Raw genomic sequence first — 18,139 nt, 5'->3', positions numbered from 1 at the left:
AATGCAATTGATCCTCGGCCCAGTCACCAGGCTGATCGCGGTCGGCGTCGCTGCACTATTCAGTGCCTGTGTCAGCGCCGCCACCCAGATTCAGTTCTGGACCATGCAGCTCTCGCCGTTTCACGATGAATACGTGAACGGGCTGATCGCAGAATTCGAGCGACAGAATCCGGACGTGCGCGTGAAATGGGTGGATGTACCGTGGAAGGAAATGGAAAAGAAAGTGCTGGCCTCTGTGGCGGCACGTACCGCCCCGGACCTGGTCAACCTCAACCCCCAGTTCGCCGCCAAGCTGGCCCAGTACGGCGCACTGGCGGATCCGGAGCGATTCCTGGCCCCGGAAGAGATTGATGCCTACCTTCCCAATATCTGGCAGGCGAACAGGTTCCGCGGCCAGAGCTTTGCCATCCCCTGGTATCTCTCCACCACTGTCACCATTTTCAATCGCGAACTGCTCGAGGCGGCCGGTGCGAAGGTGCCGTCGGACCATATCGAACTGCTGGACACCGCCAAGCGCATTCGCACGGTGCTGGACAAGTACGCTTACTTCCCGGCCATGGACGGTAGTCATCCGATGGAAAGCCTGGTGGCCATGGGCGTGCCGCTGGTGGATGCAGGGCAGAGTGCGGTGGGCTTCGACAATGAGGCCGGCGAAGCCTTCTTTCGCTACTATCGCGACCTGTATCAACAGGGGCTGATCCCTCGCAACGTGTTGACGGAAGGACATCGTAAAGCCGTCGATCTGTTCCAGTCCGGCGAGGTGGCCATGATCACCACCGGCATGCAGTTCCTGAACAATATCCGCATCAACTCTCCCGACTTGTTCGAAAAAATCGGCATAGCGCCGCAGCTTAAAGTGGCGGGGGCGCCCTTCAATGTGGCGGTGATGAATCTGGCAGTGCCGGCGCTTTCCAAAAACAAGGAAGCTGCATTCCGGTTTGCCACTTTTGTCACCAACCATGAAAACCAGATGGCGCTGGCCCATCGCGTGCCGCTCATGCCGTCTACTGCAGAGAGCTACCGCGATCCATTTTTCAGCGAGCTTGACCCCGAGCCCGGCATCATCGATCGCGCCCGTCTGCTGTCGGCGCGGCAGATACTGGAGGGCGGTGTGCTGGTGCCGCCACTGCCCAACTACAGCAAGCTGAAAACCAGTTTTGTCTACAACCTGCAGTCCGCCATGCTGGGGAGGCTGACGGTGGATGAAGCACTGGATGAAACCGTCGAGACCTGGGCACTTTTTCTGGGAGGTTCCGATGAATGAGTGCGTGCTCGCCGCAGATCTGGGCGGCACCAAGATTCGCACGGCGGCCTTCACCAACGGCGAATGCCATTTTGTCAGTGACCGGCCGACAGATAGCGGGGAGGGCCGTGACAGCGTCATGGCCGCACTGGGTGCTGCCATTGCCGATTGTCGGGAGCAGGCATTGGCCCGGGGCTGGTCACCTGCAGCCGTGGGCGTGTCCTGTGCCGGTGTGATCGACCCGCAGAAGGGAGTGGTGGCCGATGCCACTGATGCCATTCCCGGCTGGAAGGGCGCACCGGTGGTCGCACTGCTGGAACAACAGCTCGGGCTGCCGGTGACAGTGGAAAATGATGTGAAAGCTGCATTGCTGGGTGAGCTTTCATGCTCACCGCAATACCGCGAGGGCACCACTGCAATGCTAACCCTGGGCACCGGCCTCGGCGGTGCCATCAGTGTCGACGGTGAGATCCTGGCCGGTGCTTCGCAGGTGGCGGGGCATTTCGGCCGCATGCGTTTGCCGAGCCCCTGGCAGAGTGGCAAGACACTCGCACTGGAATCCCTGGTATCCGGTACCGGTCTGGCGAATATCGCCAATTACCTGTCGGGCGCGAAGCGATTCGAAAATGGTCACCAGGTCCTCTCTGCGCTACGTCGTGACGAGGCGCCCGGCCGCGCGGCCTGCGAGCGCTTTTGCGACTTCCTGCTGCTGACGCTGGAAAATATTGTCTGGTCGCTGAACCCACATCGCATTCTGATCGGCGGCGGTCTTGTCGCTGCCTGGGAAGACTGGTGGCCACTGCTGGAAGAAAAACAGGTGCAGGCAAAGCTGTCACTGGATATCCAGCCGGCAACACTCGGTAATGACGCCGGCATTTATGGCGCTGCCGCGCTGGCCCGTCAAAAACTCGAGGTGGCGTGATGCAGAAAAGCCCGGGCCTGGTCCCCTATCTGTTCCTGATACCCGCCTGCGCCATCATCGGCGGTTTCGTGCTGTATCCGATGCTGCATGCTATTGCTGCGAGCCTCACCGACTACAACATGATTACCGAGTCGCGCTTTGTGGGTGCGGACAATTACCGCAAGCTGATGCAGGATCCGTTCTTCTGGAACAGCCTCGGCAACACCCTGCTGTATCTGCTGGTGGTGGTGCCATTTCTGGTCATCGCGCCGATTTTTCTGGCGCTGCTGGTCAACAAGTCCCTGGCGGGCATCAAGGTATTCCGGGCCATTTTCTATCTGCCGGTGATCACCTCACTGGTGGTCACCGGCCTGATCTGGAAATGGGTCTATGAAGAGCAGGGCATCCTCAATTACTTCCTGATCTCCACCGGTATCACCGACAACCCGGTGGCATTTCTCACCGATCCGGCCAATGCACTGTTCTCCGTCATGGCGGTCACCATCTGGACCGGTCTCGGTTATTACATGGTGATATATCTTGCAGGCCTGCAGTCCATTCCCAAACATCTGTATGAAGCTGCGGAAGTGGAGGGGATCTCGAAGTGGCAGCAGACCATTCACATCACCATCCCGCTGCTGAAGCCATCGATTGCCATCGTCGCGGTAATGTCTTCCATTGCCGCCATGAAGGTGTTCGAGGAAGTGTATGTGATGACCCAGGGCGGGCCACTCGATGCCACCAAAACGCTGGTGTATTTCATCTACCAGAGTGCCTTCGAGGAGTTTGAGATGGGCTACGCTTCCGCAGCCGGCGTAGTGCTGTTCCTGCTCACCCTGGGACTGTCGTTGATCAACCTGTTCGTGCTGAGGAGGCGCTGATGAAAAGCTCCTACCTTTCCATCGCCGCGCGTTACCTGGCGCTGACACTCGTAGCGCTGCTCACCATGGGGCCCTTCCTGTGGCTGCTGTCCACAGCACTGAAGTCCGGTAGCGAGAATATTTTTCAGTATCCACCGTCCCTGTTACCTGCGCAGCCGACACTGGAGAATTTCTGGCGCGTAATCGAAACCCAGCCATTTCTGATCTATCTGAAAAACAGTGTGCTGGTCGCCGGTCTGGCCGTAGCGGCCAACCTGATCTTCGCCTCGCTGGCCGCCTATCCGCTGGCGCGGATGGAGTTTCGCGGCAAGAACCTGATCTTCATCTTGCTGCTCAGCTCGATGATGATCCCGTTCCAGCTGCTGATGATTCCGGTCTACAACATCGCCATCAACCTGGGCCTGCAGAATTCCTATCTCGGCCTGGTACTGCCCCATGCGTGCACGGCGTTCGGCGTCTTCCTGATGCGTCAGGCTTTCCTCGGGATTCCGCGTGCGCTGGAGGAATCCGCAATGATCGAGGGCCTGTCGCGCCTGCAGATCTGGTGGCATGTGCTGCTGCCTCTGGTCAAACCATCGCTGGCGACGCTGGCAGTATTCAGTTTTATCGGCGTGTGGGGAGATTTTCTGTGGCCGCTGATCATCCTCGATGATCCTGGTTATTACACTCTGCCGCTGGGCGTAAACCGGCTGGCGAACACATTTTCCATGGACTGGCGGCTCGTGGCAGCCGGCGCGGTGTTCTCCATCCTGCCGATCCTGGCCGTGTTCATTTTCAGCCAGAAGTACTTTATCGAGGGCGCCATGCGCGGCGCGGTGAAAGGATGACGAAGAACGTCGCTATCGTAGTCCAGACTCACTGGGACCGTGAGTGGTATTACCCGCACCAGACATTCCTTGGTCGCCTGCTGCAGGTCATGGAACAGGTCGTCGAGCAGCTGGATAGTGGCCAGCTGGCCTGTTTCCTGTTTGATGGCCAGGTATCGGCGATCGAGGACTTTTATCGTGAGGCGGAGCCGGCCCTGGCGGAGCGGGTGCGCGTGCATGTGGCCGCGAACCGTATCGTCATCGGGCCCTGGTACATCATGGCCGACGAGTTTCTCTGCAGCGGCGAGTCACTGGTGCGCAACCTGGAACTGGGGATCCGCCGCGCCAACCAGCACGGCCATTGCCAGCGGGTGGGCTACCTGCCGGACACTTTCGGCCATATCTCGCAGATGCCGCAACTACTGCGGGGCTTCGGTATCGACAATGCCGTCGCCTGGCGCGGTATCGATGCGGAGTGCTCCGAGCTCAGCTGGCAGGCGCCGGACGGCAGCAGCGTATTCACTGTCTTCCTCACCGAGGGTTATTACCAGCACCCGTTCAATACCGCCGACTGGCAGCAGAACCTCACCGCCTATCTGGAAAAAATTGGCAGCCGCAGCCGGGGTCGAGAGCTGCTCCTGACTCAGGGCGGCGACCACCTGCTCAGCGATCCGCAATTGCAGCAGCGTATCGATACCTTCAATGCGGGGCAGGACGATTACCGGCTGGCACAGTCGACCCTCGCCGAACATATCGAGCACCTGCAGAGCAGCACCCCTGAGCTCGAATCCATCGAGGGCGAGCTGCGCGGCAACCAGCGGGCCTTCGTGCTGCCGGATGTGCTCTCCACCCGCCAGTACCTGAAGGCGCAAAACCAGCAGCTGGAGGATACGCTCACCGGGCTGATCGAGCCGCTGCTGGCGATGGTGCCCATGGAGAATTATCCGAGTCGCTACCTCGAACAGACCTGGCAACTGCTCATCGAGCAACATGCCCACGACTCCATCTGCGGTTGCAGCGTGGACGCCGTGCACCGGGAGATGGAAACCCGCTTCGACCAGCTGCAGCAGCGGCTGAACACCCTGTGTCAGCGCGCACAGTCTTCAGCGGGCATGATCAATCAGCGCCTGGCTGCCAGCCGTAATGTCGGTTTGCCCAGCCCGTTCGCCGATGACAGCCGTTTCAGTCTGTTGAATCCCTCACCGAAATTCTTCAATGGCTGGGTCACCCAGATCCTGTTTCTGGCGGGCGAACGCGCGGATACGCTGGCGATTGCCGATACGCAGGGCAACACCCTCGAGTCCGTTATCCTGAACAGCGAACCCGCGCAGGAATTCCACTCCCCGCTGGATGACTTTCCGGACATGGTGCCCGGCCATCGCTACACTGTGGCCATCAGGGCAGAACTGGCCGGCATCGCATTGCTGCCCTGCGTGGTGGAAAAGCAGGGTGGCGTTCGCTCGACTGATATCCTGTCTGCCGACATGATCGAGAACGAGTTCTACCGGGTTTCGGTGGGCGACGATCGCGTGCTGGTCATCGAGGACAAGAGCAGCGGCCGCCGTTATGTCGATACGCTGGCACTGGTCAGCGAAACTGACGCCGGCGATACCTACAACTTCTCCCCGCTGGATTCGACCCGCTACCGCGCGCAGATCGGCCAGGTGCAGAGCCGCCAACTGGCCGGTGGCATCAGCGAAATGCAACTGCAGCTGACCCTGCAACAGCCCTCAGGCCTTACGGACGACCGCCGGGCAGTGACGGCAGAACAAGTCGGCAGCAGCGGAACACTGCGCATCCGCCTGTTGCCCGATGACGACCTGCTGCATTGCACCCTGCACTGGCACAACCGGGCCTGCGATCAGCGCCTGCGGCTGACGCTGCCGTTGCTGGAAACCATCGAGCACACCGCCGCCGATTCAGCGTTCGACTGGGTCGAGCGTCCGAAGCAATACGCCATCCCGATTCAGGCCCAGGGTCAGCAGGAAGCGCCGGTGTCGGTGATGCCGAGCCACAGCGCCATCAAAGCGGGCCAAATCGGATTTGTGCATCGCGGCCTGCAGGAGTTCGAGGTGCTGGAGGCAGAAAGCCAGGACCTGCTCGGTGTCACCCTGGTACGCAGCGTCGGCTGGCTGTCCCGTCGCGACCTGAAAACCCGTGGCCTGGGTGCCGGTCCTGACCTGGCAACACCGGGCGCCCAGTGCCTGCGCGCCCATCGCTTTGAATTCGCCCTTACCCTGCGCAACCCGGACCCGGTGACCCTGCTGAACCGCGCTGCGGATTTCCGCAAACCCGTCACCGCACTGCGCGGCCATGCCGACCGGTTACTGTCAGGGGCGCAACTGGACAATCCGGAGCTGCAGGTTTCCAGCGTGCGCCGTATCGCGTCCGGCATGGAAATCCGGCTGTGGAACCCGACAGAAACCAGCGTCGAGGCCCGCTTCGATTGCGCAGTGACCCGCACCGACCTGGCCGGTGCCACCGTGGCGCCTTCACTGCGAGTCGGCCCGAAACAGATCGCCACTTTTGTGGCCGCCTTGACCACACAGAGCCCGGAGGAGGGTGCGCATGGGTAAGGTAGCCGGAAAAAACATCCTGGCGCTGCCGGTAGATGGCAGGCCGGTGACCCGCGAGCAGGTGCAGTTGCTGGCGGAGATCGCCGGTTGCAAGCTGACCTGCCCTGACGTGGAAGAGCTGGGCTATTTTCGCGAGCCCGCAGACCGTGCGCACCTGGCGCAGTGGGTGACGGAGCGGGCGGAAGCCGCCGATGGGTTTATCTTTTCCATCGATATGCTGGTTTACGGTGGCCTGGTGCCGTCACGATTTATCGACGATAGCGAACCCGCGCTGCTGCGGTATCTCGAATTGTTGCAGCATCTCAAACAGCATTTCCCGGACAAGCCGCTGTATGCCTTTTGCGCCACCATGCGCCTGTCCAACAACAATGAGAATGAGGAAGAGAAGCTCTACTGGGCGGAGTACGGTGAATTGATCTGGCGCTGGTCTTATCACGGAGACCGCTTTGACTGCATAGGCGACTCCGAGGACCGGCACTGGGCGGAGATGACCCGGGCCATGATTCCAGAGCAAATCCGCCAGGATTATCTCGCTACCCGAGCACGCAATTTTGCCGTCACCTGCCGTGTGCTCAAACTGGTGGAGGAAGGCATCATCGACCGCCTGATCCTGCCCCAGGACGATACTGCCGAGTTCGGCTTCAACATCGCCGAACGGCGCAGGTTGCAGTCGATGGTGGAGCAGCGAGGACTTGAAGACCGCGTACTGATCTATCCCGGCGCGGACGAGGTGATCTATACGCTGCTGGCACACCAGCTGCAGTCTCTCGGTGTGATTCCGCGGATCAAGCTGGCACTCAACCTGCACCAGCCGGCAGCGATCCAGCAGATGGTGGCACGCTATGAAGACCGCCCGGTGCTGGACTCGATCCGCTGCCAGGTTAACGCGGCCGGGGCCGAGCTGGTACAGAATGACTCTGTTGCGGACGCCGTGATCGCCGTGCATACCTGCGGGCCGAAGCAGGGAGACTGGGCCATGGAGCAGCCTCTGCCCGAGCCGATGGCTCTGGATCCGGACTGGCTCTCATGCATGGAGCAAGCGGAGAAGCCCCTGGCCTTGCTGGATCTTGCCTATGCCAACGGCGGTGACCCGCAGATGCTGTCGGCACTGAAGCTCCCACTGCGCTCCCTGATCGCCTATGCCGGCTGGAACACTGCCAGCAACAGTATCGGCAGTCTGGTGGCGCAGGTCTGCGTGGCCCTGGCAAAGGGTTCCGTGGAAAAAAATCGCCACCTGCTGGCGATTCGGTTACTGGATGATTTTCTTTACCAGGCGGATTTCCGCCAGCGCCTGCGGCGGCAGGTCCCTGGTGCCGCTGCCGATCCGGCACGACTGCTGGCCACCCTCGAGACACTGTACCTGGCCGAGGCCCGGGAATGGCTGCAACAACAGGGCTTTGATGACGTGGCTCTTGAGGGCCTGTACCTGCCCTGGGAGCGCAGTTTCGAGATCGGCCTGCGCACCAGCGTGATCAGTGCCTGTAAAGTCGAGGAGCCTGCATGAACCAGTGCAAAGTGGATGCCGCCGTGATCGGTGCCAGCCTCGGTGGCGTGTTGGCGGCTTACCAGTTGTGCGAGCAGGGCATACGCACTCTGCTGGCCAGTGAGTTTGACTGGATCGGCGGCCAGCTTACCAGCCAGGGGGTGCCACCGGACGAGCACCCGTATATCGAATCCTTTGGGGCCAGTGAAAGCTACTACCGCTTCCGCGAAGCGATACGCGCGCATTACCTGGCCGATGAGAATTTTCGCGATCATGGCACCATGACCGAGGGCTGCAATCCCGGTGATGGCTGGGTGAGCCGCCTGTGTTTCGAACCCACCGTGGCCGAACGCTACCTGCGCCAATTACTGCAGCCGCATATCGCCAGTGGCCTGCTGGTGCTGGAGGAAAACAGCCGACCGCTGCGTACCTGGCGCAACGGACGCACCATCACCTCGGTGGAACTGGAAAACCGGACCGGTGAGCGGCTGTGGGTACAGGCAAGGTATTTCCTCGACGCCACCGATACCGGCGAACTGCTGGCGCAGGCGGACCTGCCTTATCGGTTGGGCAAGGAGTCACACCCGGAATTTGGCGAACGCCAGGCGCCGGCGCAGGCCAGCATGGCTGACCAGCAGCCGGTGACTTTCGTCTTTGCGCTGCAGAAAAACGACCCCGCGCATTCGGCGCGCATCGCGAAGCCGGATGCCTACGACTTCTGGAAAAACTACCAGGTACCCCATTACGGCTACCCGCTGTTCAGCGACTACCTGCCGGGGCACGAGGGCTATTCGTCCGTGCAGCTGCCGCTGTTCGGCAGCGGTGAAACCCTCGACCTGTGGCGCTACCGCCGCATAGTCGCCAGCCACAACTGGCGTGACCATCGCGCGGATATCAGCCTGATCAACTGGGCCCAGAATGATTACGCCCTGGCGCCATTACTGGACGGGCCCAGGAGCCAGGCGCAGGTGGTAACGGAAGCCCGCGAGCTGTCCGCCTGCCTGGCCTACTGGCTGCAGCAGGAGGCACCGCGTTCCTGGATCGGCGAAGCGGGCAGCGGTTTTCCGGAGCTGTCGCTGGCCACCGATGTGCTCGGTACCGATGACGGCTTCGCCCAGCAGGTGTACGTGCGCGAGTCGCGCCGTATCGTCGGCCTGCAAACCCTGACCCAGTCGGAGATCGAACTGGACCCGGCGGCGGGCTGGAATCCGGCCCGCTGCGAGCACAGCGTGGGCATCGGCCTGTACAACATGGATATCCACCCCACCTGCGAATCCGGTATGGGCTCGAATGCAAAGGTACGGCCGTTCGAATTGCCGCTGGAGATCTTTATCCCCGCTGACGCCGACAACCTGCTGCCTGCCTGCAAGAACCTGAGTGTCACCCACCTGGTCAACGCGGCCACCCGCGTGCATCCGATCGAGTGGCTGGTGGGCGAAGTGTCCGGCCTGTTGGCGGCATTCTGTATTCGCGAGCAGATTGCGCCGGCTTCGCTTGCAGCGCAGAAGCAGACCGTGGTGGATTTCCGGCGTGAGCTGGTTGAGCGCGGCATCCCCCTTCACTGGCCAGAGAACCCGGCGATTGCCGCTGCGGATTGAGTAGAGAGAGTTATCGATGGCAGAACTACAACTACAGTCGATCAAGAAACGCTTCGGCAGTATGCAGACCATTCACGGCGTCGACCTGCAGATACAGCCGGGGGAGTTCATCGTTTTTGTCGGTCCGTCCGGTTGTGGCAAGTCCACACTGCTGCGGATGATCGCCGGACTGGAAACCGTGACCGAAGGCAGCATCCATATCGCCCGCCGCGATGTCACCAGCCTGGCACCGAGCCAGCGCCGGGTGTCCATGGTGTTCCAGTCCTATGCTCTCTACCCGCATATGACCGCGGAGCAGAACCTCAGCTTCGGTATGCGCATGCGCAAGGTACCGAAGGACACTATCCGCGAGAAAGTCGCGCGGGCCAGCGAAATCCTGCAGCTGGAGCCCTACCTCAAGCGCAAGCCCGGTGAGCTGTCCGGCGGCCAGTGCCAGAGGGTCGCCATCGGCCGCGCCCTGGTGCAGGACCCGGACGTATTCCTGTTCGACGAGCCACTTTCCAACCTGGACGCGGAGCTGCGCGTGAAGATGCGCGCGGAGATCGCCGACCTGCATCAGCGCCTCGGCGCCACCATGATCTACGTCACTCACGACCAGACCGAGGCCATGACGCTGGCTAACCGCATCGTCGTCTTGCGGGATGGCCGCGTAGAGCAGGTGGGTGAGCCGATGGCGCTCTATAGCAATCCGGTCAACCAGTTCGTGGCTGGTTTTATCGGTTCACCGAAGATGAATTTCCTCCCCGTGCTGAGGCATGGTTCTGACGAAGATGAGATCAGCGTTGGCGTAAACGGCGAGGGCGGCCGGGTAGAACTGATCATTTCTTGCCATACCATTCCTGCCAGTGACGACGAACTGACCCTCGGCATCCGTCCGGAGCACATCACCATCGACGACAGCAGCGCACTGCGCGCGCGGGTGCGTTCGGTGGAACAGCTGGGTTCAATCAGTTACCTCTACTGCACCCTGGCCGGGCAATCACTCTGTGTACAGAGCCATGGTCAATTGCTTCCACGTCCGGGATATGAAGTGGGTCTCACGTTTGCCCCGGATAAGCTCTACCTGTTCGACAGCGACGAACAGACCATTTCGACACTGAAACCGACAGCGGACCACTGATATGCACAGAATCATCGCGCTCGCTCTACTGATTGTGTTGGCCCAGGCCGGCTGGGCAGCAACGGCGAATACAGAATGGAAGACAAGACTGCCGGAAGCGGTGCGCGGGGTCTGGCTCACCAATGTCGCCAGCGATGCACTCTACAGTCGCGAGGGCATCGAAGAGGCGGTAAAGCTGTGTGACGAACTGGGGATCAATACGATTTTTGTCGTCACCTGGAACAAGGGCCAGACGCTCTACCCATCCAGGGTGATGGAAGCGTTCACCGGTGTTGCCATGGACCCGGCGCTGGACCCGACCGGCGATGGCCGCGATCCGCTTCAGGAAGTGATTGACGCAGCGCACCCGCGGGGCATCAGGGTCATTGCATGGTTCGAATTCGGTTTTTCTTCCTCCCACAGCGCCAACGGCGGCGAGATCGCTCGGCTGAAACCGCACTGGAAATCCCTCAATGCCGCCGGAGAGCTGGTGACCAAGAACGGTTTCGACTGGCTGAACGCACTGGATCCGGAAGTGCAGGACTTCATGACCTCGCTGGTGCTGGAAGTGGCGGAGCGCTATGAGGTCGACGGTATCCAGGGCGACGACCGGTTACCGGCGATGCCATCCGAAGGGGGGTACAACCCGGCGGTGATTGCCCGTTACCAGCGCGAACACAACGGCAAAAAGCCACCGCTGGACAGCCAGGAACCGGCCTGGGTCGACTGGCGGGCGGCCATCCTCAACGACTACGCACAAGACCTGTACCGGCAGGTAAAGGCGGTGCGCCCGGATCTGATCGTTTCCTTCTCCCCGTCCATCTACCCCTGGTCCAAGCGCGAGTACCTGCAGGACTGGCCCAGCTGGCTGCGCGAGGGCAATGTCGACCTGCTGGTACCGCAGGTCTACCGGCACAGGCTTGCCGATTACGAGTCCGCCCTGCAGCAGACGATGGCGGAGATCCCGGCAAACAAGCGGGAAAAATTTGTCCCCGGCGTGCTGATCAAGGTGGGCGAACAACTGCCGAGCCGTGAACTATTCGAGGGCATGCTGGCTGCCAACCGCCGCGCCGGCTTGCTGGGGGAAGTCTTCTTCTTTTACGAGGGCCTGTCGCACTTCCGCGAATCCATCCGCGCCTCCTATCAAGCACAGCCGGTGCGTTTCCCCGACCACCTGGTGGGGGAGGAGTAAGCATGCTGAAAGTCGTCTGCTTTGGCGAGGCACTGGTCGATCTGCTGTCCGACAGGATCAGCGGCAACGATGGCGCCGGTGAGATGGAGCAGTTTCGCAAATTCCCTGGCGGGGCGCCGGCCAATGCCGCCGTGGCGGTCGCCAAACTGGGCGGTGAGGCCTATTTTGCCGGCATGCTTGGAGACGACCTGTTTGGCCGCTTCCTGCTTGAAGAACTGAAAGCGCAGGGCGTAAAGACCGACTACGTGCGCTTTACCGATGTGGCCAAAACCGCACTGGCTTTCGTATCGCTGGATGAATACGGTGAGCGCAGTTTTGAGTTCTATCGCCCACCGGCGGCAGACCTCTGTTTCCGCCCGGCCCATTTCCACGAGCAGACCTTTGCCGGCCAGGGCATCCTGCACCTGTGTTCCAACAGCCTGACCGATAGCGAAATTGCGGAGACCACCATGCATGCCGCAGAGCTCGCACAGGCGCGGGGCTGGCTGGTGAGTGTGGATGTGAACCTGCGCCACAACCTGTGGCTGGCCGGCGCTGCGGATAGCGCGCGGGTGCTGGAGTTGGTGCAGCGCGCGGATATCGTCAAGATGAGCCGCGAGGAGCGGGACTATCTGGCAGCGTCGGAAAATTTCAACGACGAGTTGCTCGCCCAGCGACCGCAACTGCTGTTGATCACGGACGGACCACAACCGCTGCACTGGATTACCAGCACCGGCCAGGGCCAGATCCAGCCGCCAATGACCCGTGCTGTGGATACCACGGCGGCCGGTGACGGTTTTATTGGCGGGCTCATCTATCAGCTGGCGCGACAACAGGTCACACCAGCGAACCTCGGGGAATGGCTGAACGCAGAGACCCTGATCGAAGCTCTCAGCTTTGCCTGTGCCTGCGGCGCCCACGCCGCCTCGCTGCCCGGTGCCTTTCCCTCGCTGCCCAGCCAGCAATCGCTCAACGCCTTCCTCCAAGCAAGGAGCCAGCATGTCTGACAAGCCCAACTTTCGCAGCGCCGAGTTTCTACAGCAGCACGTCGACAGCATTCTCGACTTCTATCGTCCGAATGTGATCGACCAGCGCCTGGGTGGTTTCCACCAGAATTATCTCGATGACGGCACCGTGTTTGATCCCGGTCTCAAGCATCTGGTCAGCTCCACCCGCATGATCTTCAACTACTGCGGCGCCTACCGGCACAGCGGCGATGTGGCAGACCTGCAGCGCGCACAGCAGGGGCTCGACTACCTGCGCAATGTGCACTGGGATAGTGAGCGGCAGGGTTATCACTGGCTGCTGAATAACAATGCCCCGGTCGACCAGACCAACCACTGCTACGGCCTTGCCTTCGTCATCCTGGCTCAGGCCAGTTGTGTAGAGCTGGATATGCAGGGGGCACGGGATGATCTCTACCAGACCTGGGAGTTGCTGAACGCGCACTTCTGGCAGCCCGGTGCCGGACTCTATGCCGACGAAGCCACGCCGGACTGGCAGCGGGTAAGCGCTTACCGCGGCCAGAACGCGAACATGCACTGCTGCGAGGCACTGTTGGCCGCATACAAGGCGACCGGTGACGGACAATTCCTCGATCGCGCCACTACCCTGGCGCAGACCGTCGCCGTGACGCTGGCGGATAAGGCCGATGGCCTGATCTGGGAGCACTTTACCGAATCCCTTGAGATCGACTGGGACTACAATCGCGAAGATCCCAAAAACCTCTATCGCCCCTGGGGCTTCCAGCCCGGCCACCAGACCGAGTGGAGTAAGTTACTGCTTACTCTTTACCGCTACCGCCCGAAGCCCTGGATGCTGGAGCGTGCCCGCAGCCTGTTCGACCGCGCGCTGGAAATCTGCTGGGACAGCGAGCACGGCGGTATTCTCTATGGTCATGCACCGGACGGCAGTATCTGCGATGACGACAAGTATTTCTGGGTGCAGGCGGAGAGTTTTGCCGCGGCCGCGCTACTGGCCGAGGCCACTGGCGAAGAGATCTACTGGCAGTGGTACGACCGCATCTGGCAGTACAGCTGGGCGCACTTTATCGACCACCAGCACGGGGCCTGGTACCGAATCCTCGATCGCCAGAACCGCAAGTATTCGAACGAGAAAAGCATCGCCGGTGGCAAGTGCGACTACCACACCCTCGGTGCGTGTTGGGAAGTACTCGAGCTGCTGAAGCGCACCTGACCAGCAACCGAACGACCAGAGAGAAAACCGCAGTGGGTGACCGGCCGCTGCGGTTTTTTATTTTCCATGGCTTTGCCCGGGAAAATTGATACTCGGCTCATTGGAGTGAATTGTCTGTAAACCTGATGGCGAGATCATCGCTCTATGTCGCGATGGCGTCGTGCTCAGCGGCCTTGAGCATTGCTCTACGATCGTCGCTTTTTCACCCGACTGTCACAATCCCAGCAACCATGGGCGTCATGGTTGATTTTCAAAGCTTATTCACAACTCTATCCAAGGAATATGTGAGTAACCGGCTATCCACAATACTGGTGCACTGTTGGTATTCACGTACCAATGCGGGATTTGGCTCAGAGATCGTCGCGGGAGATGCGCTGGTCCATGGCTGGCGGCGTGTAACCTTCCATCATTCCCAGCAGGCTCGCCGGGTCACCGGACTCCAGCAGCATCGACCGGTACTGCGGTTGTAACAGCTGCTCGGCCACACAGTGGTCCAGAAATGTTGCGAGATGTCGATAGTACCCAGCCACATCCAGCAGGCCGCAGGGTTTGCGGTGAAACCCCAGTTGTCCCCAGGTGAGGATCTCGAACAGTTCCTCCAGCGTGCCGAGCCCGCCGGGCAGGGCGATAAAGCCGTCAGACAGCGCCTCCATCATCGCCTTGCGCTCGTGCATGGACGCCACTACCCGCATCTCGGTGACGGTCGGGTGCGGCACCTCACGAACCGCCAGCGCCTCTGGAATCACCCCGGTGACACGTCCTCCCTCCGCGAGCACCGCGTCCGCCAGCGCCCCCATAATGCCGATGCTGGCGCCGCCGTAGACAAGGCCAATATCCCGCGCTACCAGCTCTGCCGCCAGTGCTCTCGCCGCCTGCAGGAACTCGGGTCGGCGTCCGGGGCTGGAGCCACAGTAGACACAGATATTTTTCATCGTCACTCCTGATTGCAGGGCATTGGTCGGGTATATCGGAACACCCGATTAATTCTAGTGCCGATCGCGACGGTGGGGAGTGGCGGGATGTCGTCTGCGGAAGGGAAGCCCCGGTCCGGCAGAGTGGGCCGGACCGGGGCTGTCGGGGCGGAAATAGAGTGATCAGCCCGGGAAGTCGCCCTTTCTCGCCTCACGGCAGTACGCGATCACGGCCTCGACCTGTTCTTCGGCCAGTCCGAGATAGGTGGTGCTGTCGAACAGCTCGTCCAGCTCCCGCGATGTGAAGTGCGGTGCGATATCCGGGGCCTGTTCGATGGCCTGCCGCAGGCTGATACCCTCGGCCATGGCTTCCACCGCCAGCTCGTGCAGGCGGCTGTTGGCGGTGGTCTTGCCGATCTTGTCCGCAAGCGCGAAAGTCACCCGCTGGGACAGGATCATGCCGCCGGTTTTCTCCAGGTTCTCGGCCATGACAGCTTCGTTGACCTTGAGATTGCCGAGCAGACCAGCGGCGGCATTGAGCATTTCCTCCGCCTCGATGGAGATATCGGCGAGCAAACGGTTGGTGCGCGAGGTGTTGTCGCGCTCGAACGCATTGATCATGTCATCGGCAATGATTTCCGCGGTGCGCGGAATACTGCGGGAATAAAAGATCAACGCTTCGGATTTGCTCGGGTTTTTCTTGTGCGGCATGGTGCTGCTGCCGACCGCGGTTTTAGGCCGGACTTCTTCCGTTTCACCGATATCGGTCATCTGCAGCAGGAACAGCTCATTGCCGATACGCCCGTAAGACTTGCTGATCAGAGCCAGGGTAAAGGCGTATTCCGCCAGCACATCACGCGCCCCGTGCCAGTCGTCGGGGTAGGGTTCCTTCAGGCCCAGGTGTTTGGCGAATGCGCGTTCTACTTCGATGCCATCCTCACCGAGGCCCGCATAGCTGCCCACGGCGCCTTTGAGAATGCCCGAGCGCAGCAGGCGTTTGTGCACGTCCTTGAGGCGCTCAATGTTGCGGCGATTCTCTCCCAGCCAGGTGCTGACCTTCTTGCCAAAGGTAATCGGCAAGGCATGCTGCCCGAGCGTGCGGCCGACCATGACGGTGCCTTTATGCTCAGCGGCCAGACGCATCAGGATTTCTTCCAGTGCGCGCAACTGGATGATCAGTGCGCGAGTGGATTCCTCCAGTTGCAGCACCAGCGCGGTATCGTAGATATCGACGGTCGTGGCACCGAAGTGCATGTACTCGGCGGCCTCCGGCTTCAGCGAGCGCTGCCATACATTCAGCAGCGCCACCATGCGGTGGCGGACCACACGGTACTCAGCGGCCAGATCCTCCTGGGAGACATACTCCGTGCTGGCCTTCGCTTTTATTTCCCGGGCTGCCCACTGGGGAATGATGTCCAGGTCGGCCTGTGCCGATGCCAGTGCGGCCTCGATATCCAGCACTTTCTGGGTCTGATTTTCCGGCGAGAAAATATCGCTCACCTGCGGTGCGCGATCGCCAGCGCTGGCGAGCGCTGTGGTGCTGCTAAGCCAGACCAGCAGGCCGGTGGCGACGAGTTTACGGATGGCTGACATAGTGAATAGCTTCTCAGAGAATTCGTTAGCGTGGACACCTTGCGGCTTGCCGACCCAGAAGATGTACTGGGCCGGCAATTACCGGGATTGCTACTGGCCGAGAACCTTCGGTACCCAGATGATAGCGACAACGGCCAGAATGATCAGGCTGAGCAGGTTCAGTGCCACACCGGCCCGGACCATCTGCGGGATCGTCAGCATGCCCGATGCATAGACAATGGCATTGGGCGGTGTTGCCACCGGCAGCATGAAGGCGCAGCTGGCGGCGAGCGCGACCGGGACACACAGCAGCAGCGGGGAAATATCCGACTGCACTGCGATTGCGGCGACCGCCGGCAGGAAGGTAGCCGTGGTGGCCAGGTTACTGGTGAGTTCGGTGAGGAAAATCACCAGCGCCGTTGCGGCAATGACCAGCGCCACCACCCCGATCGCCGACAGCAGGGACAGGCTCTGTCCGAGCCAGTCGGCCAGGCCGGAGGCGGAGACCTGCGCAGCCAGGCTGAGGCCGCCACCGAACAGGATGAGTACGCCCCAGGGGAGGCGACCGACATCATGCCAGCTCATCAGCTGCTCCTGCTTACTGTCACCACTGGGAACCAGGAACAGCAGGAGCGCAGCGGCCATGGCGATGCCGGCGTCAGACAGCCCCTCGAGCCCCAGCGCTGACGACAGCGGCCTGCGCAGCATCCACGCGAGTACCACCAGTGCGAAGATCATCGCCACGCGGCGCTCTGGTTTGCTCATCGGGCCGAGGTCGTGCTTAAGCTCCTGCAGGTGCGTTTTGACTTCCTCGCTTTCCGGAATCTCGACCCGGTAGACCCAGCGGGTGAGCAACAGCCAGCCGACCGGCAACAGTAGCAGCGCCACGGGGACGCCGATCAGCATCCAGCGCGCGAAGCCGATCTCGATCCCGTAGTTTTCTGCCAGGAAAGCTGCCAGCAGGGCATTGGTCGGAGTACCCACCAGCGTGGCCAGGCCGCCGATAGTCGCTGCGTAGGCGAGGGCCAGCAGCATAGCGGTCTGGAAGTGGGACTTGGCACGTTCAGACAGCCCCTCGACGTTCTCCACGATGATGGCTGTTACCGAGATGGCAATGGGGAACAGCATCATGGTGGTCGAGGTATTGGTCATCCACATGGACAGCAGGGAAGCCACCAGCATGAACCCGCCGATCATGCGCCGTCCGTCGGTACCGGTACGGCTCAGGATCATCAGCGCAATGCGCTTGTGCAGGTTCCAGCGCTCTACTGCCAGTGCCAGGACAAAGGCACCCATGAACAGGTAGATGATGGGGTTGGCGTAAGGCGCGGTGGCCTCTTTCATGTCGGTGATGCCCACCAGCTCGAAAGTGGCGATGGGTAGCAGTGCGGTCACTGGAACCGGAACGGCCTCAGTCGCCCACCAGGCTGCCATCCACAGGCCGATGGCGGCGACCTTCCAGGCCACCGGGTTCATGGTGGTCTGGTAATCGGCTAGCAACATCATCAGCACGAAGAGAGCGGGCCCGAGTATCAGCCCGATACTCTGGTAGCTCGCCATCTGCGCTGTGCCGTCACCGTTGGGCAACGCCTGGGCGGCGCTTGGGGAATTACTCATGGAATTTACCTCGGGAGAGTTCGCGGACGGGTGCCGCCGGTGTCCCGCAGCCTTGCACTGCGGGATACCGGTGGGTGACTACCCG

At 61.2% G+C, this 18,139-nt stretch carries 14 protein-coding genes; 11 read left to right on the top strand and 3 right to left on the bottom strand.

Features of this window, described 5'->3' with window-relative positions; translation table 11 throughout:
- The first annotated feature begins 1 nt into the window (after position 1).
- Genes LVD12_RS12330 through LVD12_RS12280 form a run of 11 tightly spaced genes read left to right on the top strand, consistent with a single transcriptional unit; the run spans position 2 to position 13,954 of the window.
- Entirely contained in the window at positions 2–1,264 is a 1,263-nt protein-coding gene (locus LVD12_RS12330) for an ABC transporter substrate-binding protein (RefSeq protein ID WP_237068028.1), read from the top strand.
- The gene (locus LVD12_RS12325) at positions 1,257–2,165 is read left to right on the top strand and encodes an ROK family protein (RefSeq protein WP_237068027.1); all 909 of its coding nucleotides are present in this window, start codon (positions 1,257–1,259) and stop codon (positions 2,163–2,165) included. Before LVD12_RS12330 ends, LVD12_RS12325 begins: the two co-directional genes overlap by 8 nt.
- Complete coding sequence (locus tag LVD12_RS12320; RefSeq protein WP_237068026.1) at positions 2,165–3,025, top strand: carbohydrate ABC transporter permease; 861 nt, start codon at positions 2,165–2,167, stop codon at positions 3,023–3,025. The genes LVD12_RS12325 and LVD12_RS12320 overlap by 1 nt, the downstream gene beginning before the upstream one ends.
- Positions 3,025–3,852 (top strand): carbohydrate ABC transporter permease, encoded by an 828-nt coding sequence (locus LVD12_RS12315; protein WP_237068025.1) that lies wholly within the window; start codon positions 3,025–3,027, stop codon positions 3,850–3,852. Before LVD12_RS12320 ends, LVD12_RS12315 begins: the two co-directional genes overlap by 1 nt.
- Complete coding sequence (locus LVD12_RS12310) at positions 3,849–6,407, top strand: glycoside hydrolase family 38 N-terminal domain-containing protein (protein WP_237068024.1); 2,559 nt, start codon at positions 3,849–3,851, stop codon at positions 6,405–6,407. The genes LVD12_RS12315 and LVD12_RS12310 overlap by 4 nt, the downstream gene beginning before the upstream one ends.
- A complete protein-coding gene (locus LVD12_RS12305; RefSeq protein ID WP_237068023.1) occupies positions 6,400–7,911 on the top strand; it encodes a DUF4127 family protein in 1,512 nt (503 codons plus the stop codon). Before LVD12_RS12310 ends, LVD12_RS12305 begins: the two co-directional genes overlap by 8 nt.
- Positions 7,908–9,488, top strand: a complete 1,581-nt coding sequence (locus LVD12_RS12300) for an FAD-dependent oxidoreductase (protein WP_237068022.1) — start codon at positions 7,908–7,910, stop codon at positions 9,486–9,488. The genes LVD12_RS12305 and LVD12_RS12300 overlap by 4 nt, the downstream gene beginning before the upstream one ends.
- 16 nt (positions 9,489–9,504) lie before the next feature.
- Positions 9,505–10,608 carry an ABC transporter ATP-binding protein gene (locus LVD12_RS12295; protein WP_237068021.1) on the top strand — a complete coding sequence of 368 codons (1,104 nt, stop codon included), beginning with the start codon at positions 9,505–9,507 and terminating at the stop codon, positions 10,606–10,608.
- A 1-nt stretch (position 10,609) separates the two neighbouring features.
- A complete protein-coding gene (locus tag LVD12_RS12290) occupies positions 10,610–11,779 on the top strand; it encodes a glycoside hydrolase family 10-like protein (protein ID WP_237068020.1) in 1,170 nt (389 codons plus the stop codon).
- Between the two features lie 2 nt (positions 11,780–11,781).
- The gene (locus LVD12_RS12285; protein WP_237068019.1) at positions 11,782–12,765 is read left to right on the top strand and encodes a carbohydrate kinase family protein; all 984 of its coding nucleotides are present in this window, start codon (positions 11,782–11,784) and stop codon (positions 12,763–12,765) included.
- Complete coding sequence (locus LVD12_RS12280) at positions 12,758–13,954, top strand: AGE family epimerase/isomerase (RefSeq protein WP_237068018.1); 1,197 nt, start codon at positions 12,758–12,760, stop codon at positions 13,952–13,954. Before LVD12_RS12285 ends, LVD12_RS12280 begins: the two co-directional genes overlap by 8 nt.
- A 350-nt stretch (positions 13,955–14,304) precedes the next feature.
- Here LVD12_RS12280 and LVD12_RS12275 read toward each other — a convergent pair whose 3' ends face one another.
- The 3 genes from LVD12_RS12275 to LVD12_RS12265 form a co-directional block, all read right to left on the bottom strand.
- A complete protein-coding gene (locus tag LVD12_RS12275; RefSeq protein WP_237068017.1) occupies positions 14,305–14,886 on the bottom strand; it encodes an LOG family protein in 582 nt (193 codons plus the stop codon).
- A gap of 162 nt (positions 14,887–15,048) precedes the next feature.
- The gene (locus LVD12_RS12270; RefSeq protein WP_237068016.1) at positions 15,049–16,458 is read right to left on the bottom strand and encodes a lyase family protein; all 1,410 of its coding nucleotides are present in this window, start codon (positions 16,456–16,458) and stop codon (positions 15,049–15,051) included.
- 90 nt (positions 16,459–16,548) lie between these two features.
- Positions 16,549–18,054, bottom strand: a complete 1,506-nt coding sequence (locus LVD12_RS12265) for an SLC13 family permease (protein ID WP_237068015.1) — start codon at positions 18,052–18,054, stop codon at positions 16,549–16,551.
- Positions 18,055–18,139 lie beyond the last annotated feature (85 nt).

Origin of the sequence: Microbulbifer guangxiensis, assembly GCF_021729075.1 — a bacterium.
Classification (GTDB): Bacteria; Pseudomonadota; Gammaproteobacteria; order Pseudomonadales; family Cellvibrionaceae; genus Microbulbifer; species Microbulbifer guangxiensis.
The sequence above is the reverse complement of the archived record's forward strand: the minus strand, read 5'-3'. Positions and strand labels throughout refer to the sequence as shown.

Bases quoted from the DNA above. Each gene is read 5' to 3' on its own strand.
- LVD12_RS12330 (WP_237068028.1), top strand. From the start codon at position 2: ATGCAATTGATCCTCGGCCCAGTCACCAGGCTGATCGCGGTCGGCGTC.
- LVD12_RS12325 (WP_237068027.1), top strand. From the start codon at position 1,257: ATGAATGAGTGCGTGCTCGCCGCAGATCTGGGCGGCACCAAGATTCGC.
- LVD12_RS12320 (WP_237068026.1), top strand. From the start codon at position 2,165: ATGCAGAAAAGCCCGGGCCTGGTCCCCTATCTGTTCCTGATACCCGCC.
- LVD12_RS12315 (WP_237068025.1), top strand. From the start codon at position 3,025: ATGAAAAGCTCCTACCTTTCCATCGCCGCGCGTTACCTGGCGCTGACA.
- LVD12_RS12310 (WP_237068024.1), top strand. From the start codon at position 3,849: ATGACGAAGAACGTCGCTATCGTAGTCCAGACTCACTGGGACCGTGAG.
- LVD12_RS12305 (WP_237068023.1), top strand. From the start codon at position 6,400: ATGGGTAAGGTAGCCGGAAAAAACATCCTGGCGCTGCCGGTAGATGGC.
- LVD12_RS12300 (WP_237068022.1), top strand. From the start codon at position 7,908: ATGAACCAGTGCAAAGTGGATGCCGCCGTGATCGGTGCCAGCCTCGGT.
- LVD12_RS12295 (WP_237068021.1), top strand. From the start codon at position 9,505: ATGGCAGAACTACAACTACAGTCGATCAAGAAACGCTTCGGCAGTATG.
- LVD12_RS12290 (WP_237068020.1), top strand. From the start codon at position 10,610: ATGCACAGAATCATCGCGCTCGCTCTACTGATTGTGTTGGCCCAGGCC.
- LVD12_RS12285 (WP_237068019.1), top strand. From the start codon at position 11,782: ATGCTGAAAGTCGTCTGCTTTGGCGAGGCACTGGTCGATCTGCTGTCC.
- LVD12_RS12280 (WP_237068018.1), top strand. From the start codon at position 12,758: ATGTCTGACAAGCCCAACTTTCGCAGCGCCGAGTTTCTACAGCAGCAC.
- LVD12_RS12275 (WP_237068017.1), bottom strand. From the start codon at position 14,886: ATGAAAAATATCTGTGTCTACTGTGGCTCCAGCCCCGGACGCCGACCC.
- LVD12_RS12270 (WP_237068016.1), bottom strand. From the start codon at position 16,458: ATGTCAGCCATCCGTAAACTCGTCGCCACCGGCCTGCTGGTCTGGCTT.
- LVD12_RS12265 (WP_237068015.1), bottom strand. From the start codon at position 18,054: ATGAGTAATTCCCCAAGCGCCGCCCAGGCGTTGCCCAACGGTGACGGC.